Source organism: Streptomyces anulatus, from assembly GCF_014650675.1.
GTDB classification, from domain to species: domain Bacteria; phylum Actinomycetota; class Actinomycetes; order Streptomycetales; family Streptomycetaceae; genus Streptomyces; species Streptomyces anulatus.
In genome coordinates, this window is sequence record NZ_BMVK01000024.1 from 14,710 (window position 1) to 36,198 (window position 21,489).

Below are 21,489 nucleotides of genomic sequence, written 5' to 3' on the forward strand. Positions count from 1 at the left end.
GCAGCCAGTGCCAACTATCCCGCTCTTGTGCCAACTAAAAAGCCTCGTCACACATCCCCTCACCGCCGCACGCGCGGCATCCCCAACCCGATCCACGAGATGATCTCCCGCTGGATCTCGTTGTTGCCGCCGCCGAAGGTGAAGATCACGGCCGACCGGTAGCCGCGTTCCAGTTCGCCGTGGAGCACCGCACCGGCCGAGCCCTCCTTCAGCGCGCCCGCGGAGCCGACGACCTCCATCAGCCAGGCGTAGGCGTCCCGGCGCGCCTCGGAGCCGTAGACCTTGACCGCCGAGGCGTCCTGGGGGGTGAGCGTGCCGTCCTGGAGGGCCGCGACCATCTGCCAGTTGAGCAGTTTCATCGCGTCGAGGCGGGTGTGGGTGCGGGCGAGCAGGGCGCGGACCCAGCCGAGGTCGATGACCCGGCGGCCGTCGGCGAGCTTGGTGTCGGAGGCCCAGCGCTGGACGTTGTGCAGGGCGCGGACGGCCATCGTGCCGTGGGCGGCGAGAGTGACGCGCTCGTGGTTGAGCTGGTTGGTGATGAGCCGCCAGCCCTTGTTCTCCTCGCCGACGCGGCGGGACACCGGGACCCGGATGTTCTCGTAGTAGCTCGCGGTCGTGTCGTGCGAGGCGAGGGTGTTGATCAGGGTGCAGGAGTAGCCCGGGTCGCTCGTGGGGACGAGGAGCATGGTGATGCCCTTGTGGGGCGGGGCGTCGGGATCGGTGCGCACGGCGAGCCAGACCCAGTCGGCGGTGTCGCCGTTGGTGGTCCAGATCTTCTGTCCGTCGACGACGTACTCGTCGCCGTCGCGGACGGCGCGGGTCTTCAGGGCGGCGAGGTCGGTGCCGGCGTCCGGTTCGCTGTAGCCGATCGCGAAGTCGATCTCCCCGGCCAGGATGCCGGGCAGGAAGTGGGCCTTCTGCTCGTCGGTGCCGAACTGCATGATCGTGGGTCCGACGGTGTTCAGCGCCATCAGCGGCAGCGGTACGCCGGCCTGGGCGGCCTCGTCGAAGAAGATGAACTGTTCCATCGGGGTCAGCCCCCGGCCCCCGTACTCCTTCGGCCAGCCGACCCCCAGCCAGCCGTCCGCGCCGAGCCTGCGGACCGTGTCGCGGTAGAAGCGTTTCTGTGCGGCGGGCTCCGCGTAGCGGGCGTAGGCGTTGTCGGGCACCAGGGTCGCGAAGTAGGTGCGCAGTTCGGTACGCAGCCGCTGCTGCTCAGGCGTGTATTCGAGGTGCACGGCCCCTCCAGAGTCTCGCTTCGGCGTCGTCCGTGTGCGGCGGCGCACACAGTAGAACGTGTTGCAAGAATCCGGAAGGGCCGGCGGGCGTCCGGCAGTTGCGCGAGACCGGCGGGCGGCCCCGGGGCCGAGCGGTCAGCGCTTGACGGCGCGCAGCACCACGAACTTCGGGTCGCCCGCGACCGTGGTGCAGTTCCCGAAGATCCGGCGCAGGTGGGTGTGGTACGAGAGGTGCCGGTTGCCCACGACCCAGAGTTCGCCGCCCTGGCGCAGGGCGGTCCGCGCACCGGTGAACATCGTGCGGGCCGTCGCGTCGGTGGTCGCCATGTGGGAGTGGAAGGGCGGGTTGTTCAGCACCAGGTCCACGCTGCCCGGGTCGAGGCCGTCGAGACCGTCGCCGACCAGGAAGTCGGCCTTCGCACCGGCCGGCGCGCCGGCCCGGAAGGTCTCCTCGGCGGAGGCGACCGCCCCGTAGGACTCGTCGACGAAGGTGAGGTGCGCTTCGGGGTTGGAGACGGCGGCGGAGAGCCCGAGGACCCCGTTGCCGCATCCCAGGTCGACGACGCGGACGGCCCCGCCGCGGCTGGGCAGGTGCTTCAGGAAGAAGCGGGTGCCGATGTCGAGGCGCTCCGCGCAGAAGATCCCCGCGTGGTTGACGGTGGTCAGGCCGGCGACCGGGCCCACGTCGGCGGGCAGCTCGTAGCGGTACGGCCACGGGCTCGGCGTACGCGGCAGAGCGGGGTCGGGGGTGCAGAAGATGAGCCGTGCCTTGCGCACCGCGAGGGAGGTGCGGGTCGGACCGATGATCCGCTCGAAGAGCTTGAGCGTGGAGGTGTGGATCTCCTTGACCATGCCGGTGCCGATGACCACGGTGCCGGCGTGGACGGCGGGGGCGATCCGGTGGAGCTGGTCCTCCAGGAACGCCAGGGACTTGGGCACCCGGACGATCAGGACGTCGATCCGGTCCGGCGGGGTGTCGCGCGAGGACAGCAGCCGGACCGCGTCCTGGTCGAGACCGTTCCGGGCGAGGTTGGCGAGGGTCGCCCGCCGGGCCAGGTAGGAGTCGCTGATCTGGACGGGCCGGTGTGCGGCCAGCGCGGTGGCGAGCGCTCCCCACCGGTCCCCCACGACCGCGACCGTCCCCGAGAGGTCGACCGGGCCCGTCTCGGGGTCCGTCAGCTGCCGGAGCAGGTATTCGTCGGCGGCGTCCCACGCCCGGAAGGGGTCGCGCGGGTGCTCGGGGAAGCGGGCGAGCTCGAAAGCGCCCTGTGAGGTCGTCAAACGGTTCATATGTCACTCAGGCTAGCCGAGGGAGCCGGGTGCGCCCCACACGCTCCCCGGCTCCCCGGCCGCTCCACCTCGGCGTACGGCTCCGCGCACCCGCCCACCGGGTGTGCCCGCGGGCCGCGCCGGGGCCGTCAGGGCAGTTGTTTGTCGATGGCCGACCGCCCCTCGGCGGCCAGCTTGCGCCGTGCCCATTCCAGGGTCTCCGGCGTCAGGTCCCGCCCGGAGGCGAGCACCAGGTCCTCGGCGCTCGGCCGGTCGCTCGCGCCCGTGTGCAGGAGTCGGTCGGGCGTGATGCCCTCCGGCCCGGACACGGCCGCGGATACGGATTCGGGCTCTTCGCTCATGCCGCCTCCTCGTCCTTGCGGCAATTCTCGCCCCCAGCGGACCCGGCCGCATCCGAGGAGCCCGCGCACGCCTACCCGGGAGGGTGAATCAGCCCTTGGGGGGCCTGGGGAGTGGGCAGGAGAGGGAGGTCGTTGCCCCATTCTCCGAGGCGGTGCCCATGCTCCACGGTGTCGACGTCAGCGCCTATCAGCCCTCCTACGACACGGACGGACTCGACTTCGTCCTCATCAAGTCCACCGAAGGCCGCACCTATGTCAATCCGCGTCTGGACGCGCAGGTGAAAAGGGCCAGGGACGCCGAGTGCGTCGTCGGCTTCTACCACTTCCTCTGGCCGGGGGACGTGGCGGACCAGGTGGCGTACTTCCTGAGCAAGACCCCCGAGAAGGCGGGCGATCTGCTCGCGGTCGACTGGGAACAGACCGGCGGCGGGACGCGGGCGAGCAACGCGGACAAGGACCGGTTCATCCGGGCGGTGAAGCGGGAACGGCCCGACCACCGGGTCCTGTTGTACTGCAACCGCTCCTTCTGGCTCAACCACGACACCACCGACTACGCGGGCGACGGGCTGTGGATCGCCGACTACGTCGCCGCGGGCAGGCCCCGCATCGAGGCGGCCTGGCGGATCCATCAGTTCACCGACGATCCCCTCGACCGGAACGTGGCCGACTTCGACTCGGTCCGGGACCTGCGCGACTGGGCGGCCGGCCGGTAGGGACGGAGCACCCCGTACACCCCGCAGAACCCGTACGCCCCCGGAGCCCCTGGGACACCGGGGCGTACGGCGTCCCCGACGGCTTCCGGCAAGCCTATTCTTGACCTGCACATGATAGGTACACAGTGTTCACACGTGGGGCACGGTGCGTGTGGAAGGCTCCCGCCTGACCACCTACCGCACGGCCGCCGGGCGAGCACCCCCACCCAGGGTCCTCGTCGCGACGCCCGCGTTCCGGAGAGGACACCCCACATGTCCCGTCGTCACTCGTTCTACGCGCGTCCACTGCTCGCCGCGGTGGCAGCCGTCACCGTGCTCGCCGGCACCGCTGCCGCGGCCCCGTCGGACGCCTCGCCCGGTCGTTACACCGCCACGTCGGCGGCCCTCGACGACACCTACTACCAGGACGCGCTCGGCAAGACCGGCGCCGAGCTGAAGTCCGCCCTGAACACCATCATCAGCGACCAGACCAAGCTCTCCTACAGCCAGGTGTGGGACGCCCTCAAGGCCACCGACGAGGATCCCGCCAACTCCTCCAACGTCATCCTGCTGTACACCGGGCGCTCCCAGTCCAAGAACGACAACGGCGGCAGCTCGGGCCAGTGGAACCGGGAGCATGTCTGGGCCAAGTCGCACGGCGACTTCGGCACGGCGACGGGTCCGGGCACCGACGTCCACCATCTGCGGCCCACCGACGTCAAGGTCAACTCCACGCGCGGGAACAAGGACTTCGACAACGGCGGGAGCGAACTGAGCGACGCGCCGGGCAACTTCACCGACGGCGACTCCTTCGAGCCGCGCGACGAGGTCAAGGGCGACGTCGCCCGCATGATCCTCTACATGGCGGTGCGCTACGAGGGCAACGACTCCTTCGCCGACCTCGAACCCAACGACCATGTGAACAACGGGTCCGCGCCGAAGATGGGCCGGCTGTCGGTCCTGAAGCAGTGGAGCCAGGAAGACCCGCCGGACACCTTCGAGAAGCGCCGCAACGACGTCATATTCGAGCAGTTCCAGCACAACCGGAACCCGTTCATCGACCACCCCGAGTGGGTCACCGCCATCTGGTAGACCCGGCGGTCCCGGCTCAGCCCTCCCCGGCCAGGGCCTGCGCGCAGCCTTCGACGGCGCCCTCACGGGTGGCGTAGCGCGGCAGGTCCTGGCCGGTCCGTTCCCGTACGAGGTCGGACGGGCCCAGCAGATCGTTCGGATCGACGACCGCCGCGCGCCGCCCGTCGCCGGCGAGCCGGGCGAGCCCGGTGTGCAGCATCGCCAGGGCCACGGAGTCGACGGACGTGACGTCGTGCAGGTCGAGCACCACCGAGCCCCCGTCCGGCCCGGACTCGTCCAGGGCGTACAGCACGCGCTCCGCGGCCGTGAAGTCGATGGACCCCTGGGCGACGACGACGCCGACCTGTTCGTGGAGGACCCGTTCGTGCCCGGACGAGGGCGCCGACGGCAGGTCGTCCGCGGTGGTGACGAGGGTGACGGTGGAGCCGGGGAGCGCGGGGTTGAGCATGAGGTGGAGCCCGTAGCGGTCCGACATCGCCTCCAGTGCGGCGTGGCCGCGTACCGATCCGCCGGTGGCGTCCAGCGGCGGGCTGTACGTCGCCACCCCGAAGCGGGCGGGGCCCACCGCGATGAGGCCGCCGGACACCCCGCTCTTGGCGGGAAGACCGACACGCAGCAGCCATTCGCCGGAGCCGTCGTACATGCCGCAGGTCGCCATGACCGCGAGGACTCGGGCGGCGACCTCGGCGGAGACGACCCTCTCGCGGGTCACCGGGTTCACGCCGCCGTAGGCGAGGGTCGCGGCCATCGTGGCGAGGTCGACGGCGGTGACGCGGATCGCGCACTGGCGGAAGTAGCGGTCGACCGCCAGGACCGGGTCGACGGGCATGGTGCCGGTGGAGCGGATCAGGTACGCCAGCGCGCGGTTGCGGTCGCCGGTCACCGACTCGGAGCTGAACACCTCTTCGTCGACGTCCAGTTCACGCCCGGCGAAACAGCCGAGGCAGTGCAGGATCCGGTCGAAGGCGGGTTCGTCCGGGGTGTCGGGGATCAGGGCGGTGGTGACGATCGCACCGGCGTTGACCATGGCGTTGGCGGGCCTGCCCGTGCCGGGTTCGAGGCTGATGGCGTTGAACGCCTCGCCGCTCGGCTCGGCACCGACCCAGCGGCTCACCTCGTCGAGCCCGAGCAGGGAGAGCGCGAGGGCGTAGATGAACGGTTTGGAGACCGACTGGAGGGTGAAGGGGACCTCGGCCTCGCCCGCGATGTAGCGGTGTCCGTCCATGCTCACCAGCGCGAGACCGAAGGCGTCCGGGTCCGCGAGGGCCAGCTGGGGGATGTAGTCGGCCGGCTTCCCGTCCCGTACGCCGATGAACCGGTCGCGCAGATTCTGGAGGGAGTCGGACACCGCGTCGGCGGCGCTCATGGACCGCGCCCCTCAGCCGCGCTCGGCCTGGGCGACCCGGGGGAAGGTCTTGACCCCGGCGGCCTTGCGGCTGTTGGCCTGGGCGGTGACCGTGCGGCCCGGCGGGGCGTCCTCGACGCCGACGACGACGGTGTCGAGGACCTTGTCCTCGGCGTCGACGAACTCCACCTTCACGGCGAAGAACGTGGGCTCGTCGGTGGGGTTGGTGACCCGGACGAGCGCGCTGCGGACCTCCTCGGACGCGGTGAGCGGCAGCCCGTTGACCGAGACGTCGCCGACGGCGTTGCCCCGGCCCTCGACCTCCTCCAGCCGCTTGGCCGCCTCCTGCCGTACGCGTTCGGACTCGGCGGACACCGAGGCGGCGAAGCTCCGCTGGGTGCGCGGGCTCGGCGCCTCGGACGGCGATTCCTCCGGCTCGGGCGTGAGGGTGTGGACGCCCTGGTCGGTGCCTTCGCTGCTGGTGTCGGAGTCGCAGGCCGCCACGCCGGCGAACAGCAGCGCTGCCGCGGCGAGGGGCGCCAGGGTGCGGGCGGCGCGGCGGCCGCGCGCCCCGCGCACAGGGAGGTTCGTCTTCACGGGCGGTCCGTCCAATCCAGGAGAGGGAATGCGAGCGAGGTGAAGGACTGCGCGCGGGTCACACCGTCTCGTCGCCGAAGATGTCGCGGAGCTTCGCCTCGCGCTCGGTGTCGAGGTTGCTGTGGAGCAGCTCGGCGCCGTCGCCGGGCAGCTGTGCGCCGATCCGCTCGGGCACCTCGTTCATGGTCAGCAGGAACAGGGCCGAGGTTCCGGGCGTCACCTTCTCCTTGACCTCGGCGATGAAGTCGTCGTCGATGCCGACGTCCGCGAGCTTCCCGCCGAGCGCCCCGGCGGCCGCTCCGATGGCCGCGCCCAGCAGCGGCATGAGGAAGATCAGGCCGAAGAGCATGCCCCAGAAGGTTCCGCTGAGGGCCCCGGCGCCGACGAGGTTCAGCAGCTGCTTCGTGCGCGGCTTGGCCCGGTCGGCGGGCCAGCTGACCACCGCCGCGTCGAGGATCTTGATCAGCCCTTCCTTCTGAAGGGATTTCAGCGCCTCCTCGACGCTCTCCGCGCCTTCGGCCGTCCGGAACTTCCACACGGTGAGCGTGGACATCGCGCAGCCTCCCGCACTCCAAGGGCAACAACTCGCTCATATTAGGATCAAAAGGTATGAATTGACTCGTCGAAGCATCCGCTTCATACGGGAGCGGGTTCGAGCCCTGGGAGGGAACGATGGATACGGACGCCCTGACCGCCGACCTGTTGCGGGAGCTGCGGGCGACCCGGCCCTATCCGGCCCTGTCCCTGACCATGCCGACCCACCGCAAGGCCCCCGACAACGCCCAGGACCCGGTCCGCCTGCGGAACCTGGTGGCCGAGGCCGGACACCGCCTCGACGCCGACCCCCAGGTCAGCCGCGAGGTCCGGGCCGCCCTCGTGGACCAGTTGGAGCGGGCGGCGGCCGAGGTGGACCCGCGCGGGGCGATGGACTCCCTGGTACTCCTCGCCACCACCGACGAGTACTGGATCTGGCAGCTTCCGCGGAGCGCGCCCGAACGGGTGGTGCTCAGCGACACCTACCTCACCCGCAACCTCGTCGCGGCCAAGGCCCAGACCCGGCCGTTCCGGGTGCTGACGGTCGCCGCCGACCACGCCACGCTGTGGATCGGCACGGGCGACGGCATCCGTTCCGAGGAGGTGGACGGCTTCCCGCTGACCGCGCCGAAGGAACCGCCGAACCCGCAGCGCGAGGAACGGATCGGGGACACCCCGAGCACCTTCAGCGACGAGGAGACGCGGAACTTCTTCCGTACGGTCGACGAAAAGCTGCGCGCGGTGCTCGCCGACGACCCCCGCCCGCTGTATCTGATGGGCCTCGCCCCCGCTCTCGCCCTGCTGGACGAGGTCGGCGAGAGTTCCGGGTCCGCCGTCGGCCGGGTCACCAAGGGCGCGCCGGCCGACCTGTCCCCCGCCGAGGTCCTGAAAGAGCTGCGGCCCGCCCTCGACGAAGGTGCTCGCCGGGCGGCGGCGGAGGTGGAGACCCGGCTCGACAACGCCCGCAGCGCCCACTCCTTCGCCGGTGGGCTCGACGAGGTGTGGGCCGCCGTCCGTGAGGGCCGGGCGGGTCTGATCGCGGTGGAGGAGCACTTCCAGGCTGCCGTTCAGGTGACCGACGAGCACCTGGAGCCGGCGCCCGAGGGAAGCACGCAGAGCGCGGACGGCCGGATCCGCGAGGACATCGTCGACGAACTGGTCGAAGCGGCGCTGGACAGCGGCGCCGACGTGGTCTTCGTCGAGGACGACTCGCTGGCGGAGCACGGCCGGATCGCGGCGGCGCTGCGCTACTGACCGAAGCGTCCGGTGGGGCCCTCCGCCGTCAGCCCAGGCGGCGGACCGGCTGCGCTCGCTGGCGGAGCACGGCCGGATCGCGGCGGCGCTGCGCTACTGACCGAAGCGTCCGGTGGGGCCCTCCGCCGTCAGCCCAGGCGGCGGACCGGCTGCCCGTCGAGGAAGGCCCTGATGTTCTCCACGGCCTGGCCGTAGTAGGTCTCGTAGTTGGCGCGCGACACATAACCCAGGTGCGGGGTGGCGAGCAGGCGCGGGGCCGTGCGCACCGGGTGGCCGGCCGGGAGCGGCTCGATGTCGAACACGTCGGTCGCGGCCCCGGCCATGGCGCCGGCGCGCAGGGCGGCGAGCAGGGCGTCCGTGTCGACGATGGCCGCCCGGGAGGTGTTGACCAGGTACGCGGTCGGGCGCATCAGGGCGAGTTCGGCCGCGCCGATCAGACCCCGGGTCCGGTCCCCGAGCGCGAGGTGGACGGAGACGAAGTCGCTGGAGGCCAGCAGGTCCTCCTTGGACGCGGCCAGCGTCGCCCCCACCTCGTCGGTACGTTCCTTCGTGAGGTTCTGGCTCCACGCGAGGACGTCCATGCCGAAGGCCCGGCCCACCTGCGCCACCCGGCCGCCGATCTTCCCGAGTCCCAGCAGCCCGAGCGTCCGCCCGTGCAGATCGGCGCCGAGGGTGGACTGCCAGGGGCCGTCCGTGCGCAGGGCCTCCGCCTCGGGAACGATCCCGCGCGCCAGGCCGAGGAGCAGCGCCCAGGTCAGCTCGACGGGCGGGGTGGAGGAGCTGGCGGTGCCGCAGACGGTGACGCCGTGCCGCTTCGCGGCGTCGAAGTCGATGACGGAGTTGCGCATACCGGAGGCGACGAGCAGCCGCAGCCGGGGCAGCCGGGCGAACAGGTCCGCCGGGAAGGGCACCCTTTCGCGCAGGGTGACCACGATGTCGAAGCCGGCGAGGGCGGCGGCCGCTTCGTCCTCGGTGGCGAGGTGCTCGGTGAACGACACGACCTCGACGTCGGCGGTCACGGGCGACCAGTCGACGACGGTGGTGGCGACGGACTGGAAGTCGTCGATCACGGCACAGCGCAGCTTCATGGCGGCCTCTCCGGTGGGTCTCGGGTCGCCGCCCATGATCGCTCATCGGCCGGCCCGGGGGGACGGCGGCCGGTGAGTGACCCTGTCGGTGGGAGGTCGGGCCGGACGGCTCCGCCGGGTGACGGCGCGCGGGCGGGGCTGCTGTCAGGACGCCTCGGGGCCGTACCAGAGCGTGGTGGCGTTGCAGAACTCGCGGATGCCGTGTCCGGCGAGCTCACGCCCGTAACCGGAGCGTTTGATCCCGCCGAAGGGCAGGGCGGGGTGCGAGGCGGTCATCCCGTTGAAGAAGACGCCTCCGGCCTCCAGGTCGCGGGCGCAGCGTTCCTGCTCCCCCGGGTCGCGGGTCCAGACGTTGGAGCTGAGGCCGAAGGGGGTGTCGTTGGCCAGGTGGACCGCCTCGTCGAGGTCGGCGACCCGGTAGAGGGTGGCGACCGGGCCGAAGGTCTCCTCGCGGTGAATGCGCATGGCGGTGGTGATGGAGGCGAGCACGGTGGGCTCGTAGAACCAGCCGTTCTCCAGGCCGCCGCCGAGCTTGTCGGGACGGCGTCCGCCGCACAGCGCCTCCGCGCCGCGTTCGACGGCGTCGTCGACGAGTTCCTCCAGGTCGGTGCGGCCCTGTTCGGTGGAGAGCGGCCCGATGTCGGTGCCCTCCTCCAGCGGGTCGCCGACGGTCAGGGCCCGCATGCCCGCGGTGAACCGCTCGGCGAACGCGTCGTAGACGTCGGCGTGCACGATGAACCGCTTGGCGGCGATGCAGGACTGGCCGTTGTTCTGGACGCGGGCGGTGACGGCGGTGGCGGCGGCCTTCTCCACGTCCGCCGAGGGCAGGACGAGATACGGGTCGCTGCCGCCGAGTTCCAGCACGGTCTTCTTCACCTCGTCGCCCGCGGTGGCGGCGACGGCGCGCCCCGCCGGTTCGCTGCCCGTGAGCGTGGCGGCGGCGACCCGCGGGTCGCGCAGGACCGCCTCGACGGCGCCCGAGCCGATCAGCAGCGTACGGAAGCAGCCGGCGGGGAAGCCCGCGCGGTGGAAGAGGTCCTCCAGGTAGAGGGCGGTCTGCGGGACGTTCGACGCGTGCTTGAGAAGTCCGACGTTGCCCGCCATCAGCGCGGGGGCGGCGAAGCGCACCACCTGCCAGAGCGGGAAGTTCCACGGCATCACGGCGAGGACCACGCCGAGCGGACGGTAGCGGACCAGCGCACGGGAGGCGCCGGAGTCCCGCACGTCGGCGGGGTCCGGGTGTTCGTCGGCGAGCAGGCCCTCGGCACGTTCGGCGTACCAGCGCATCGCCTTCGCACACTTGGCTGCCTCGGCGCGGGCCGCCTTGACGGGCTTGCCCATCTCGACGGTCATGGTGCGGGCGATGGTGTCGCGGTCCTCGTCGAGGAGGTCGGCGGCACGGTTCAGCCAGGCCGCGCGCTGTTCGAAGGGGGTGGTGCGGTAATGGCGGAAGGTCTCCGCGGCGGCGGTGATCCTGCGTTCCGTCTCCTCCTCGCCGAGGGCGTCGAAAGACCTGATCAGTTCGCCGTTCGCGGGGTTGACCGTCGCGATGGGCATGGCAGTGGCCTCCTTGCACGGGTACTTCGACCGTGCCGCGCCGCACCGGTCCGCGCAACGCGGCCCCCCTTCCCCGCACGTACCCGGCCGACGCGGATCATGCGTGCCGAGAAGGCACGTTCCGCGTCGGCCGGGTGTGCGGGCCGCCCTCGGGGGCGGTTACGCGAGCACCGCCAGGGGGACGGTGCGGGCGGTGCGGACGCCGGGCAGCGGGGCGTACGGGAGGAGTCCCGCCGCCCGCGGCGCCTCGGCGTAGCGGGTGAACCAGACCACTTTGCCGTCCGTGGTCCGGCAGGTGCCCCAGCTGTCGCTCAGGGCCATGACCCGGCTCAGCCCGCCGCCGGCCGGCAGCAGCCGCGGCATCCGGGCACTGTTGTCCGCGACGGACACGGTCACGTGCCGTCCGGTCCAGCGGAGTTCGAGGACGCAGGTGTTGGCGTCGCCGACATGCCGGTGGACGTTGGTCAGGAGCTCGTCCAGGGCCCGGCACACCGGCCGGACGTGCGGGTCGAGACTCCAGTGACGAAGGTGTGCGGCGACGATCCGCCGCAACCGGGGAACGCGCTCTGCCGACACCTGCAGTTCGACCGAATAGTGCCGGTCGAGTGGAACGGTCATCGTCGAGGCTCCTCACCACGAGGCCCACGTGTTTCACCCCGTCGTACTTCACCCCGTCGTACGAACGACCCCCGAACACGAAGCGTGAGCACTGATCACTTCTGGGTCACTCATCAGGGTGCGCCGTGTACGCCGGACGCGCAACAGCTGGGCTGTCCGTGCTGGTGGGGGCGGTGTCCGGTCAGAGCAGGTAGGGCAGCAAGGTGTCCGGGGTGAGGGGCAGTTCGCGGAGCCGTGCGCCGGTGGCGTGGCGGACCGCGTTCCCGATGGCGGCGGCGGTGCCGACGATCCCGATCTCGCCGATGCCCTTGCTGCCCATCGGGTTGAGGTGGCGGTCGTCCTCCTCGATCCAGTGCGCCTGGATGTCGGCCGTGTCGGCGCAGACGGGCACGTGGTAGGAGGCGAGATCCCTGGCGGTGAAGTCGCCGAAGTCCGGGTCGATGCCGCAGTCCTCGGTGAGGGCCATGCCGATGCCCATCACCATGCCGCCGGTGAACTGGGAGCGTGCGGTGCGCGCGTTGAGGATCCGCCCGGCGGCGTACACGCCGAGGAGGCGGCGTACGCGGACCTCGCCGGTGACGGCGTCGACGGCCGTCTCGGCGAAGTGCGCGCCGAAGGCGTGCCGGGCGTACGGGGACTCCTCGCCGGTCTCCTCCTCGGTGTCGGCGGTGGTGGTGATCCCGTCGGCGGGGAGGGGGCGGTGCTCCGCGAGGCGGGCGGCGAGGGCGGTCGCCGCCTTGTGCACGGCCCAGCCCCACGAGGCGGTGCCCGAGGAGCCGCCCGCCAGCGGAGCGACGGGCAGGTCGGTGCTGCCGATGTCGACGCGTACGGCCTCCGGGTCGACGCCGAGCGCCTCCGCGGCGATCTGGGCCAGAACCGTGCGGGCCCCGGTGCCGATGTCGGTGGCGTTGACGGCGATGCGCAGGGCGCCGTCCCGCGCGGCGTGGGCGCTCGCGGTCGACCGGGAGACGAGGACGGGGTACGTCGCCGAGGCCACGCCCGTACCCATGAGCCAGCGGCCTTCCTGGCGGGCGGCGGGCCGGGGGTCGCGGTCGTGCCAGCCGAACCGGGCCGCTCCGTCGCGCAGACAGGCGGCGAGCCCTCGGCTGCTGAACGGGCGGCCGCTGTCCGGTTCGGTCTCCGGCTCGTTGCGCAGCCGCAGCTCCACGGGGTCCAGGCCGAGCGCCGAGGCCAGCTCGTCCATGGCGGACTCCAGGGCGTACATCCCCGAGGCCTCCCCCGGGGCGCGCATCCAGGAGGGGCTGGGGACGTCGAGGGCGGTCACCCGGTGCACGGTCCGGCTGTGCGGCGAGGCGTACATGACGCGGGCCGGCACGGCGGCCTGCTCGACGAACTCCTTGACGGTGGAGGTCTGGGTGACGATCTCGTGGCTGACGGCGGTGAGCACCCCGTCCAGGTCCGCGCCGAGCCGGACCCGCTGGATCGTGGGGGCCCGGTGGCCGACGACCTCCGCCAGCTGGGGCCGGGGGAACACCATCTTCACCGGACGCCCGGTGTGCCGGGCGGCCATCGCCGCCAGGACGGCCTGGGGGCGGGTGGTGCCCTTCGAGCCGAAGCCGCCGCCGACGTGCTCGGAGACCACGGTGATCCGGTCCGGATCCAGGCCGAACGCCCGGGCCAGGCTCTCGCGGACCCTGGAAGAGCCCTGGCTGGAGTCGTGGACGGTGAGGTGTCCGTCGGCCCACACGGCGGTGGCGGCGTGCGGCTCCATGGGGTGGTTGTGCAGCGCGACCGTCCGGTACGTCGCGTCGACCTGGACGCTCGCCCCGGCCAGGGCGCGTTCCACGTCGCCGCGCACCCGGACGGCGGGATGGCCGCCGTTGGCCTCCTCGGGCGTGTAGAGGCCGGGATGGTCGTCGGTGAGGGTCACGTCGTACGGGTCGCGTTCGTACTCGACGTGGAGTTCCCCGGCCCCTGTCCGGGCGGCCTCCAGGGACTCCGCGATCACGAGGGCGATCGGCCAGCCGTGGTGCGGGACCCGGTCGTCCTGGAGTACCGCGAGGATCGGGTCGTCGGGCTCCTGGAGTTCGGGCGCGTTGTCGTGGGTGAGGACGGAGTGGACGCCGGGTACGGCGAGGGCGTCGACGGCCCGTACGGCGGTGACGCGTCCGGCCGCGACGGTGGCCGGGACGGTCCAGGCGTACAGGCAGCCGGCGGGCGCGAGGTCGGCCGCGTAGCGGGCGGTACCGGTGACCTTGTCCCGGGCCTCTCTGCGGACGACGGGCGCACCGGGGAACTGCGGGGCTCGGGTGGTCATGGCGGTGGTTTCCTCGGGATCGTCGGGCGGACGCGGGCGGGCGTCCGGCGGTCGGGCACGGTCCGGGCGGTTCCGGTGGTCCGGCGGTCCGGTCGGTTCAGCCGGACCGCGCGGACCGCCGGGCGGTTCAGCCGGTCCGCGCGGACAGCGCGGACTGCCGGGCGGTGAGTTCGCCGAGCACGTCGAGGGCGAGGCGTCGGGTGAGGTCCACCTTGAACACGTTGTCGCGCAGCGGCCGCGCCTCGGCCAGTTCGGCGATCAGGGCGTGCTGGAACACCGCGGGCGTGGCCGGTGCGCCGCGCAGCTCGGCCTCGGCCCGGCGGGCCCGCCACGGCCGGTGGGCGACGCCGCCGAACGCGAGCGTGGCGTGCTCGACACGGCCGGCCTCCACCCGGAGCGTGGCGGCGACGGAGACGAGCGCGAAGGCGAAACTGGCGCGGTCGCGTGCCTTGCGGTAGCGGGAGGCCGCCCCGGGTGCCGGCGGCGGGAGCACCACCTCGGTGATCAGCTCGCCGGGCCTGATCACGGTGTCCTGGTCGGGGTTCTCCCCCGGCAGCCGGTGGAATCCGGTGAGGGGGACGGTCCGTTCGCCCTCGGGCCCCAGGAGCACCACGGTCGCGTCGAGCGCGGCGAGGGCCACGGCCATGTCGGACGGATGGGTGGCCACGCACTCCGGCGAGTGCCCGAGGATCGCGAGGTCGCGGTGGGTCCCCTCACGTGCGGGGCAGCCGGAGCCGGGGAGCCGTTTGTTGCAGGGCTTGGAGACGTCCTGGAAGTAGCGGCACCGGGTGCGCTGGAGCAGATTGCCGCCGGTGGTGGCGGAGTTGCGGAGCTGGCCGGAGGCCCCGGCCAGCAGCGCCTGGGACAGCACGGGGTAGCTCCGCGTCACGTCGGGGTGGGCGGCGAGGTCGCTGTTGCGCGCGGTGGCGCCGATGCTCAGGCCGCCGTCGGCCGTCCGGGTCACCCGGTCCAGCGGCAGCCCGGCGACGTCGACGAGGACCCGGGGCGCCTCCACGCCGAGCTTCATCAGGTCCACCAGATTGGTGCCGCCGCCCAGGAAGCGGGCGCCGGGACCGGCCGCGCAGAGCCGGACGGCCTCGTCGGTGGAGGCGGGGCGCACATAGCCGAACGGTTTCACTCGATCACGTCCTCGATGGCTTCGACGATCCTGGGGTAGGCCCCGCACCGGCACAGGTTGCCGCTCATCCGCTCCCGGATCTCGTCGGCGTCGAGTGCGACCGGCCCGGTGGCGGCGGTCTCCGGTCCGGTGGCGTGCGAGGGATGGCCGTCGGCGGCCTCGCGGAGCATGCCCACGGCCGAGCAGATCTGGCCCGGGGTGCAGAAGCCGCACTGGAGGGCGTCCCGCTCGACGAACGCCCGCTGCACCGGGTGCAGGCTCTCGCCGTCGGCGAGCCCCTCCACGGTGGTGATCGTGGCGCCGTCCTGGGCGACGGCGAGCAGCAGGCAGCTGTTGACCCGCCGCCCGTCGACGAGGACCGTGCAGGCCCCGCACTGGCCGTGGTCGCAGCCCTTCTTGGCCCCGGTGAGGCCGAAGCTCTCCCGCAGCGTCTCCAGGACCGTGGTGCGGTGGTCGACGGTCAGCGTCGTCGGGTCACCGTTGACGTGCAGGGTCACGGTGGAGTGTTCGTCGACGACCGGTTCCGGTTCGAGGTCGGCTCCCAGAGCGAGGGAATCCATGCGCGCGCCTTTCGCTTCGCCGCGGGGCGGGGTCACCCCGGTCGTGTTCACGTGCGGGCCGTCAGCGGCTCTCCAGCCGCAGCCTGACCTCCTCCTCCTGGTCCCCGGCGGCCGTGCCGACGACGCTCACCACGAAGGCCCCGGTGAGGTGGGAACGCAACCGGTCGACGGCCCAGTAGCCGCCCTGGGCGTCCACCGTGACCGGTGCGGTGAGGCGGGCCGGGGTGGCGGCCGCCCCCGGTTCGGACACGTCGACGGTGGTGACCCAGACGGTCGGGCGGGGACCCGAGGCCGACGTGGGGGTCTCGCCCATCGGGTGATCGGATGCGAAGGCGGTGGCGAGCACGTCGAACACCGTCCGTGCGTCCTGTGTGTCGCAGCCGCTGAGCGAGACCACCACCTCCCGGCCCGCCGGGTGATCCTCGCCGTTCTGCTCGGGGGTGCTGTTCACCGTGATTCCTTCCGCTGGGGATGCAGGCCCTCGGGACCACTCCAGGCTGACCCCGCATCCGGTCGACGGCGACACGGGAAGCGTCCGAAAGAGGTCTGGACTCCCGGAGAGCGGGCAGGAGGGCGGTCCTGGCGCACCGTCTTGAAACGCGTTTCCCATGAGATACCCATAAAACATGAATTGCTGTGAATAGCTGACTGATGCCCTTCTCTCGGGGTATGCGCATTACATGGATGTTCTGAATGCAGTCAATGCGGTCGAGGTGTCGGCCGAGGCCCCGATCGCGGCGAGCGCGGGGGCCCTCGGGGTCGTCATGCCCATCGTGGCGCTGGCCGTCGTCGCCCTGCTGATCGGCGGCTTCATCCTCAGCAAGCGCAAGCACGACGCCGAACCGCCGCCGCCCCGGCCCGACGAGCAGCCGCTGAAGCCGGAAGGGCGCACCCACGTCGAGCAGCACGACCCTCACTCCTCCGACCAGTTCCCGGCGGACGGTCACGCCCTGTCCCCGTACGAGCTGAAGGACCACGGCAACGGTCCGCTGCCGCCCGACGAGGAGCGGCCGCGCGGCTGAAACCCGTCCCGCGGGCCGCCGGGCCGGCCCCGCCATCGCGGAGGGCCGCCCGGCGGCCCGCGTTGCGGGACCGGGCGGGCCGGTCGAGGCTGGTTGCTGGACCGCAGCGGCAGGGCAGGGCGCCGCTCCCCGACGAAGGCAGTGGACCATGACCGGAAGCGACCCCCGTACGGCCTCGGCAGCACCGCTGACGGGGCCGGCCGCACCGTGCTGGGTCACCCTCATGACCCGGGACCTGGAGACCGCCGAACGGTTCTACACACAGGTCCTGGGCTGGTCGTTCCGCCCCGGGCGGCTCGGGGCGGACTATTACGTGGCCTACCGGGGCGAGGTGCCGGTGGCCGGCGTCTTCGCCGTCTCCTCCGCCTTCCAGGTCGCGGTGGCCTGGACGCCGTACTTCGCGGTGGAGGACGCGGATGTGGCCGCCGCCCGGGTCCGCGAGCGCAGCGGGACCGTGGCGGTGGGGCCGCTGACGCTCGGCAAGGGGCGCGGGGTGCTGGCGTCGGACCGGGACGGGGCGTCCTTCGGCCTCTGGGAGCGCACCGAGGCCTCCGCCTCGCCGCCGGCCCCGGCCGGCCATGCGCACGCCTGGTTGCGGCTGCGGACCCGTAACGCCTTCGACGCGGCGATCTTCTACGGCGAGGTGCTCGACTGGGCGAGCGGGCGACCGGGGTGCTGCGATGTCGCGTACGAGGGCGACGAGGTCATCGTGCGGTGCGGGGGGCATCCGCTGGCCCGGATCAGCTCCGGGGCCGTGGAGGCGGCTGTCGACCCGGTGGTACGCCCGCACTGGCAGGTCCAGTTCCCGGTGGCGGACCTTGCGGCGACGGTCTCCGCGGCCGAGCGGCACGGCGGCGCCCTCGTCGAGGAGCGCACCGGCTTCGGGGGCACCGAGGTCACCCTGCGGGACCCGGACGGCGCGCTGTTCGCGGTGACCGATGTGCGCAGCCCGGCCTGACACGCTCCGGGCAGCGGCTCAACCGTGTTCATGACCTGCTCGGCGGACGCGGCTCACGGTCGATCCTTTCCGCGCCGGCCAGCAGCTCCGGGTGCAGCCGGCGTCCGGCGCTGAACACTTCGATGCCCAGGAGCCGTCCGTGTACGTCGTAGTCGAGTATCGCCGTGTCGTCCTCGGCAGGTACCTGCCGGACGGCCTCTCCCGGGGCGATGCCGTCGACAAGACAGATGTACGCCATGTCCGCCCTTGCGTCGTACTCGACCCGCATCGCTGACCTTCCCCGCTGTTCTCCGACCTGTCGTGCCAGGCCCTGGACTTCCGGAGAGCGTACTGATGTCGAAGATCGCCGGACGGCACCCAGGACGGCGCCTAGGCGGCGTCGCTCCCCCGGTCGGGCGGCGCGTCCCCGTCGCTGTCCTCGCCCTCGTGCTCTTCCGCGCGCCGGCCGGAGCGCCCTCGGGCCAGGGCCCACACCGGGAAGACGAACCAGCAGGCCAGGAACCACAGGGCCATCGCGCCGACCAGCCAGAGGGCCAGCTGGTTGTGCAGGACGACGCGCAGGATCAGCAGGAGCGCGGAGCACATCGTGCAGAAGAGCAGCACCAGGCCGAGCACGGTCATCCGGGAGGCCCAGATGACCGTCTCGGGCTTCATCCGGCGGCCGGTGAGGAGCCGGTGGTACGAGACGGGGCCGATGAGCGCGGCCGCGGTCGCCGAGCCCAGCATCACCGTGACGACGTAGATGTTCCGGTCGATGACCCCCAGGTCCTCGAACCTCGACTGGAAGACCACCGCGAGCAGGAAGCCGAAAAGGATCTGCACCCCGGTCTGTGCGACGCGCAGTTCCTGGAGCAGTTCGGACCACTGCCGGTCCGCCCGCTCCTCCTGGGTCTCCCGACGACCTCTGGTCGGTGTCACGTGGCCTCCCTGGCTCCTTGAGGGCCCCGGCGGGGACGGTCGCGTGCCGATGGCCGGATCTCACAGGTTCCCCAGGGGCGCGCACGTAACCCCGTGGACCGGTGCGCGGGGCCCGCCTATGATCACGGCAGGGCATCGCGCGTCGGTCACCGGCCGGGTGAGGCGTGGAGGTAGCCCGTGAGATGCCCGTTGGAGGCATTCCACCGTGTCAGTCGAGTTGAACCACACCATCGTCCATTGTCGGGACAACCGCGAGTCCGCCGCATTCCTGGCGGATCTGCTGGGCCTGACGGTCGGAGAAGAGTGGGGGCCGTTCGTTCCGGTCGTCCTCGCGAACAGCGTCACGCTGGATTTCGCGACGATTCCCGCCGCTTCGATCACTCCGCAGCACTACGCCTTCCTGATTTCGGAGGCGGAGTTCGACACCGCGTTCGCGAGGATCCAGGCGCTGGGGATCGACTATTTCGCCGATCCCCATCAGAAGATTCCCGGCGAGATCAACCACAACGACGGCGGGCGGGGCGTGTACTTCCCCGATCCGAGCGGTCATGGCATGGAGCTGATCACCCGCCCGTACGGCGGCTGATCACCGCCTGAGGCATCCCGTCCCGGAGCCCGGCCGCGCGCACCGCGGCCGGGCTCCGGTCGTCCCCGGCAGGGAGCCCCTCAGGCGATGCGGAGCAGGAGTTCGGGGCGGTCCCACAGCACGGCCGGCGGATCGGCGCGCACCGTGCCGACGGGTTCGGCGCCGATACTCCGGTAGAAGCCCTCGGCGGGCGGGTGGGAAACGATCCGGACGCCGGTGAGCCCGGCGCTCCGGGCCTCCTCGCGCAGATGGGTGGCGAGCAGTCGGCCGATGCCGAGCCCCTGGGCGGAGTCGGCGACGAACATCAGGTCCAGTTCCGGCGGGTCGAGGAGCAGCGCGTAGAAGCCGAGGATCCGGCCCGTCGCGATGTCCTCGGCGACGAAGACCCGGTGTGTCTCGATGTAGTCCGGCCCGACCCGGTAGCCCTCGACCATCGAGGCGTACGGGCCCTCGTAGGCGCCCGATGTGCGGACCAGCCGGGTCAGGCGGCGGGCGTCGCCCGCCGCGGCCCGGCGGACCATCGCATCGGCACGCTGCGGGGCGCGCCCGCGTCCTCGCCCTTCCCCGACCGATCCCATACGGCGAGTATGCGGCACCGCGGGGGCGGCTTCAGGCCGGGCGGCGTTCCTCGCGCCAGCGGCGGACGGTCCCGTCCACGTCGAAGGGGACCAGCCGCAGCGGCGGGCCCTCGGGAGGCATCCGGATCGCCCGCTCGATCTTCTCGTTCACCTCGGTCAGGATGCGCCGCACCTCGGCCTCGGTGCGGGCCGCGGACACCGCGCGGGGGACGTCCTCCGCCTCCTTGCGCAGGGCCAGCGCGGGCGGCAGCATCGACACGCCTTCCCGCTGCATCTTCTGCTTGATCCACCAGGCCTCGTCGTACGGGCGTTCCAGGCCGGCGATCGGTTTGCCGAAGCCCGGGAGCGCGGAGAAGTCGCCGCGTTGTTCCGCCTCGTGGATCTGCCGGTCGACCCAGGACTCGAAACTGACTCCCGGTGGTTTGCGCTCCGTCATCGCGTGTCCCTCCGACCTGCCGCCGATCCGACGCTTTTCACCCTACACAGAGCGTCGCGCGGAGCCTTCGCGCCGGAGGGCCGCTGCCTCGAACGGGAATCCGGGGGTACACGAACCCCTGCACATCGCCCGGCGGTCGCCGCCGGGCTCGGACCGGAAGGGGTTGACCACTGTGCGACAGCAGAGCTACGTACCGGCCGATGAACGTCGGGGGAGGTAGCCATGACGACAGCGATCATCATCATCGCCGTGGTCGCCGTGGCGGCCATCGCGGCGTTCTTCCTTCTTCGTGGGCGTCGGGCCGGCGGCAGGGGGCTGCGCGGCCGTTTCGGACCGGAGTACGACCGTGTGGTCGCCCGGCACGGCGGCGACACCTCGGCGGCCGAGCGGGAGCTCGGCGATCGGGTGAAGCGGCACGGGCGCCTCGACGAGCGCCCGCTGACCGAGGAGGCGCGCGCACGGTACGCCGCCCGCTGGGCGAGCGCCCAGGAACTGTTCGTGGAGTCGCCGGAGCGGGCGCTCACCGAGGCCGACGCGCTGCTGGCCGATCTGTCGCGCGAGCGCGGCTTCCCGGACGGCGAGGACTTCGAGGACCGTACGGACGCGCTCTCCGTCCACCACGCCGCGCACGTCGACGGCTACCGCCGGGTGCACGCCGCTCGTCGCGGGGGCGCGAGCACCGAGGAGATGCGCGAGGCCCTGATCGAGGCCCGCGGGCTCTTCGACGGCCTGCTCGCGGGCGGTCCGTCGGGGCGTGAGCACGACAGGCATCTGGTGAAGGGACGCGGAACATCATGACGCGGACATCGAACGGAAAGTCGGATCTGCCCGAGGGCGCGGGCCCCATCGACACGGGTACGCCGGTGAGGGGCCCGGGCGCGCCGGTGACGGCTCCGAGGACGGTCACGGGCGAGGAGCCGGCCGGCCGCGCCGGGGCGGACCCCCGTACGGCCCCCGACCCCGGCTCCGGCCCCACGGTCTCCGAAACCCCGGGTCACACGGTCCCCCACGCCGGACCGGACGCCGCCCGGGTCACGGCCGAGGACGGCCCGCATCCCGGCAGGCCGCTGTTCGCTCCCGCGGAGCAGGAGGCGTTCGCCGCCCGGATCCAGCAGGCGGTGACCGGGTTCGTGGAAGACCCGCAGCGGGCGGTGCGGGAGGCCGACGCCACCTTCGACGAGGTCGTCGCGAGCCTGGGGAAGGCCCTGGAGGAGCGCGGGCGACGTCTGCGCGCGGGGAGGTGCGGGAGCGGCCCGGCCACCGGGGCGGAGACCGAGGATCTACGGATCGCGCTCCAGCACTACCGCGATCTGACGGAACGCCTCGTACGCCTGTAGCCGGGGCCGCGCCCAGGACGCACAGGGGCCGG

25 protein-coding genes are annotated in these 21,489 nt (G+C 72.3%); 8 read left to right on the plus strand and 17 right to left on the minus strand.

Annotation, left to right across the window (positions count from 1 at the left end; all coding sequences use genetic code 11):
• Positions 1–59: 59 nt before the first annotated feature.
• The 3 genes from IE272_RS35600 to IE272_RS35610 form a co-directional block, all read right to left on the minus strand.
• Positions 60–1,238 (minus strand): acyl-CoA dehydrogenase family protein, encoded by a 1,179-nt coding sequence (locus IE272_RS35600; protein ID WP_057660925.1) that lies wholly within the window; start codon positions 1,236–1,238, stop codon positions 60–62.
• A gap of 135 nt (positions 1,239–1,373) precedes the next feature.
• Positions 1,374–2,528, minus strand: coding sequence for a methyltransferase (locus IE272_RS35605; protein ID WP_050361574.1), 1,155 nt, complete (start codon positions 2,526–2,528; stop codon positions 1,374–1,376).
• Positions 2,529–2,656: 128 nt separating this feature from the next.
• A complete protein-coding gene (locus IE272_RS35610) occupies positions 2,657–2,869 on the minus strand; it encodes a hypothetical protein (RefSeq protein WP_032790097.1) in 213 nt (70 codons plus the stop codon).
• A gap of 158 nt (positions 2,870–3,027) precedes the next feature.
• Between IE272_RS35610 and IE272_RS35615 the strand changes: the two genes are divergently transcribed.
• Both IE272_RS35615 and IE272_RS35620 read left to right on the plus strand, forming a co-directional pair.
• Complete coding sequence (locus tag IE272_RS35615) at positions 3,028–3,582, plus strand: GH25 family lysozyme (RefSeq protein WP_050361573.1); 555 nt, start codon at positions 3,028–3,030, stop codon at positions 3,580–3,582.
• Between the two features lie 252 nt (positions 3,583–3,834).
• On the plus strand, positions 3,835–4,653 hold the full coding sequence (locus tag IE272_RS35620; protein WP_190009836.1) for an endonuclease I family protein: 819 nt from the start codon (positions 3,835–3,837) through the stop codon (positions 4,651–4,653).
• Between the two features lie 16 nt (positions 4,654–4,669).
• Here the strand turns inward: IE272_RS35620 and glsA are convergent, their stop codons facing one another.
• The 3 genes from glsA to IE272_RS35635 are packed head-to-tail and all read right to left on the minus strand — an operon-like array spanning position 4,670 to position 7,148.
• Entirely contained in the window at positions 4,670–6,019 is a 1,350-nt protein-coding gene (glsA, locus tag IE272_RS35625) for a glutaminase A (protein ID WP_056707952.1), read from the minus strand.
• A 12-nt stretch (positions 6,020–6,031) separates the two neighbouring features.
• Positions 6,032–6,595: a hypothetical protein gene (locus IE272_RS35630; RefSeq protein ID WP_056707950.1), complete on the minus strand. Its 564-nt coding sequence runs from the start codon at positions 6,593–6,595 to the stop codon at positions 6,032–6,034.
• A gap of 58 nt (positions 6,596–6,653) precedes the next feature.
• The gene (locus IE272_RS35635; protein ID WP_007446916.1) at positions 6,654–7,148 is read right to left on the minus strand and encodes a DUF1269 domain-containing protein; all 495 of its coding nucleotides are present in this window, start codon (positions 7,146–7,148) and stop codon (positions 6,654–6,656) included.
• Positions 7,149–7,267: 119 nt separating this feature from the next.
• On the opposite strand from IE272_RS35635, the gene IE272_RS35640 reads away from it, so the two are divergent.
• The gene (locus tag IE272_RS35640; protein WP_056707947.1) at positions 7,268–8,383 is read left to right on the plus strand and encodes a baeRF3 domain-containing protein; all 1,116 of its coding nucleotides are present in this window, start codon (positions 7,268–7,270) and stop codon (positions 8,381–8,383) included.
• 128 nt (positions 8,384–8,511) lie between these two features.
• Here the strand turns inward: IE272_RS35640 and IE272_RS35645 are convergent, their stop codons facing one another.
• From IE272_RS35645 to IE272_RS35675, 7 genes are all read right to left on the minus strand, one after another.
• Positions 8,512–9,471, minus strand: coding sequence for a D-2-hydroxyacid dehydrogenase family protein (locus IE272_RS35645; RefSeq protein ID WP_050361568.1), 960 nt, complete (start codon positions 9,469–9,471; stop codon positions 8,512–8,514).
• Positions 9,472–9,615: 144 nt separating this feature from the next.
• Positions 9,616–11,028: an NADP-dependent succinic semialdehyde dehydrogenase gene (locus IE272_RS35650; RefSeq protein WP_190009838.1), complete on the minus strand. Its 1,413-nt coding sequence runs from the start codon at positions 11,026–11,028 to the stop codon at positions 9,616–9,618.
• Positions 11,029–11,187: 159 nt separating this feature from the next.
• Positions 11,188–11,646, minus strand: coding sequence for an ATP-binding protein (locus tag IE272_RS35655; RefSeq protein WP_190009840.1), 459 nt, complete (start codon positions 11,644–11,646; stop codon positions 11,188–11,190).
• A 181-nt stretch (positions 11,647–11,827) separates the two neighbouring features.
• On the minus strand, positions 11,828–13,924 hold the full coding sequence (locus IE272_RS35660) for a xanthine dehydrogenase family protein molybdopterin-binding subunit (protein ID WP_190009842.1): 2,097 nt from the start codon (positions 13,922–13,924) through the stop codon (positions 11,828–11,830).
• A 127-nt stretch (positions 13,925–14,051) separates the two neighbouring features.
• Complete coding sequence (locus IE272_RS35665; protein WP_190009844.1) at positions 14,052–15,062, minus strand: FAD binding domain-containing protein; 1,011 nt, start codon at positions 15,060–15,062, stop codon at positions 14,052–14,054.
• Positions 15,059–15,622, minus strand: a complete 564-nt coding sequence (locus IE272_RS35670; protein WP_007446929.1) for a 2Fe-2S iron-sulfur cluster-binding protein — start codon at positions 15,620–15,622, stop codon at positions 15,059–15,061. Before IE272_RS35670 ends, IE272_RS35665 begins: the two co-directional genes overlap by 4 nt.
• A 61-nt stretch (positions 15,623–15,683) precedes the next feature.
• Positions 15,684–16,073 (minus strand): hypothetical protein, encoded by a 390-nt coding sequence (locus tag IE272_RS35675; protein WP_050361564.1) that lies wholly within the window; start codon positions 16,071–16,073, stop codon positions 15,684–15,686.
• 229 nt (positions 16,074–16,302) lie between these two features.
• Between IE272_RS35675 and IE272_RS35680 the strand changes: the two genes are divergently transcribed.
• Positions 16,303–16,644, plus strand: coding sequence for a DUF6479 family protein (locus IE272_RS35680; protein ID WP_056707937.1), 342 nt, complete (start codon positions 16,303–16,305; stop codon positions 16,642–16,644).
• 148 nt (positions 16,645–16,792) lie between these two features.
• Entirely contained in the window at positions 16,793–17,602 is an 810-nt protein-coding gene (locus IE272_RS35685; protein WP_056707934.1) for a glyoxalase/bleomycin resistance/extradiol dioxygenase family protein, read from the plus strand.
• A gap of 28 nt (positions 17,603–17,630) precedes the next feature.
• On the opposite strand, the gene IE272_RS35690 is transcribed toward IE272_RS35685, so the two are convergent.
• Both IE272_RS35690 and IE272_RS35695 read right to left on the minus strand, forming a co-directional pair.
• The gene (locus IE272_RS35690) at positions 17,631–17,870 is read right to left on the minus strand and encodes a DUF2283 domain-containing protein (protein WP_057660939.1); all 240 of its coding nucleotides are present in this window, start codon (positions 17,868–17,870) and stop codon (positions 17,631–17,633) included.
• Between the two features lie 101 nt (positions 17,871–17,971).
• Positions 17,972–18,520: a DUF6328 family protein gene (locus IE272_RS35695; RefSeq protein WP_050361561.1), complete on the minus strand. Its 549-nt coding sequence runs from the start codon at positions 18,518–18,520 to the stop codon at positions 17,972–17,974.
• Between the two features lie 205 nt (positions 18,521–18,725).
• Here IE272_RS35695 and IE272_RS35700 point away from each other — a divergent pair, with 205 nt between their 5' ends.
• A complete protein-coding gene (locus tag IE272_RS35700) occupies positions 18,726–19,106 on the plus strand; it encodes a VOC family protein (protein ID WP_050361560.1) in 381 nt (126 codons plus the stop codon).
• An 80-nt stretch (positions 19,107–19,186) separates the two neighbouring features.
• Here IE272_RS35700 and IE272_RS35705 read toward each other — a convergent pair whose 3' ends face one another.
• Positions 19,187–19,684, minus strand: a complete 498-nt coding sequence (locus IE272_RS35705; RefSeq protein WP_190009846.1) for a GNAT family N-acetyltransferase — start codon at positions 19,682–19,684, stop codon at positions 19,187–19,189.
• Positions 19,685–19,715: 31 nt separating this feature from the next.
• Positions 19,716–20,120: a DnaJ family domain-containing protein gene (locus IE272_RS35710; RefSeq protein ID WP_050361558.1), complete on the minus strand. Its 405-nt coding sequence runs from the start codon at positions 20,118–20,120 to the stop codon at positions 19,716–19,718.
• Between the two features lie 222 nt (positions 20,121–20,342).
• Between IE272_RS35710 and IE272_RS35715 the strand changes: the two genes are divergently transcribed.
• On the plus strand, positions 20,343–20,918 hold the full coding sequence (locus IE272_RS35715) for a hypothetical protein (RefSeq protein ID WP_190009848.1): 576 nt from the start codon (positions 20,343–20,345) through the stop codon (positions 20,916–20,918).
• Positions 20,915–21,457 carry a hypothetical protein gene (locus IE272_RS35720; RefSeq protein ID WP_190009850.1) on the plus strand — a complete coding sequence of 181 codons (543 nt, stop codon included), beginning with the start codon at positions 20,915–20,917 and terminating at the stop codon, positions 21,455–21,457. Before IE272_RS35715 ends, IE272_RS35720 begins: the two co-directional genes overlap by 4 nt.
• Positions 21,458–21,489: the final 32 nt, after the last annotated feature.

Bases quoted from the DNA above. Each gene is read 5' to 3' on its own strand.
- IE272_RS35605 (WP_050361574.1), bottom strand. From the start codon at position 2,528: ATGAACCGTTTGACGACCTCACAGGGCGCTTTCGAGCTCGCCCGCTTC.
- IE272_RS35610 (WP_032790097.1), bottom strand. From the start codon at position 2,869: ATGAGCGAAGAGCCCGAATCCGTATCCGCGGCCGTGTCCGGGCCGGAG.
- IE272_RS35615 (WP_050361573.1), top strand. From the start codon at position 3,028: ATGCTCCACGGTGTCGACGTCAGCGCCTATCAGCCCTCCTACGACACG.
- IE272_RS35620 (WP_190009836.1), top strand. From the start codon at position 3,835: ATGTCCCGTCGTCACTCGTTCTACGCGCGTCCACTGCTCGCCGCGGTG.
- glsA (WP_056707952.1), bottom strand. From the start codon at position 6,019: ATGAGCGCCGCCGACGCGGTGTCCGACTCCCTCCAGAATCTGCGCGAC.
- IE272_RS35635 (WP_007446916.1), bottom strand. From the start codon at position 7,148: ATGTCCACGCTCACCGTGTGGAAGTTCCGGACGGCCGAAGGCGCGGAG.
- IE272_RS35640 (WP_056707947.1), top strand. From the start codon at position 7,268: ATGGATACGGACGCCCTGACCGCCGACCTGTTGCGGGAGCTGCGGGCG.
- IE272_RS35645 (WP_050361568.1), bottom strand. From the start codon at position 9,471: ATGAAGCTGCGCTGTGCCGTGATCGACGACTTCCAGTCCGTCGCCACC.
- IE272_RS35650 (WP_190009838.1), bottom strand. From the start codon at position 11,028: ATGCCCATCGCGACGGTCAACCCCGCGAACGGCGAACTGATCAGGTCT.
- IE272_RS35655 (WP_190009840.1), bottom strand. From the start codon at position 11,646: ATGACCGTTCCACTCGACCGGCACTATTCGGTCGAACTGCAGGTGTCG.
- IE272_RS35660 (WP_190009842.1), bottom strand. From the start codon at position 13,924: ATGACCACCCGAGCCCCGCAGTTCCCCGGTGCGCCCGTCGTCCGCAGA.
- IE272_RS35670 (WP_007446929.1), bottom strand. From the start codon at position 15,622: ATGGATTCCCTCGCTCTGGGAGCCGACCTCGAACCGGAACCGGTCGTC.
- IE272_RS35680 (WP_056707937.1), top strand. From the start codon at position 16,303: ATGGATGTTCTGAATGCAGTCAATGCGGTCGAGGTGTCGGCCGAGGCC.
- IE272_RS35685 (WP_056707934.1), top strand. From the start codon at position 16,793: ATGACCGGAAGCGACCCCCGTACGGCCTCGGCAGCACCGCTGACGGGG.
- IE272_RS35690 (WP_057660939.1), bottom strand. From the start codon at position 17,870: ATGCGGGTCGAGTACGACGCAAGGGCGGACATGGCGTACATCTGTCTT.
- IE272_RS35705 (WP_190009846.1), bottom strand. From the start codon at position 19,684: ATGGGATCGGTCGGGGAAGGGCGAGGACGCGGGCGCGCCCCGCAGCGT.
- IE272_RS35710 (WP_050361558.1), bottom strand. From the start codon at position 20,120: ATGACGGAGCGCAAACCACCGGGAGTCAGTTTCGAGTCCTGGGTCGAC.
- IE272_RS35715 (WP_190009848.1), top strand. From the start codon at position 20,343: ATGACGACAGCGATCATCATCATCGCCGTGGTCGCCGTGGCGGCCATC.
- IE272_RS35720 (WP_190009850.1), top strand. From the start codon at position 20,915: ATGACGCGGACATCGAACGGAAAGTCGGATCTGCCCGAGGGCGCGGGC.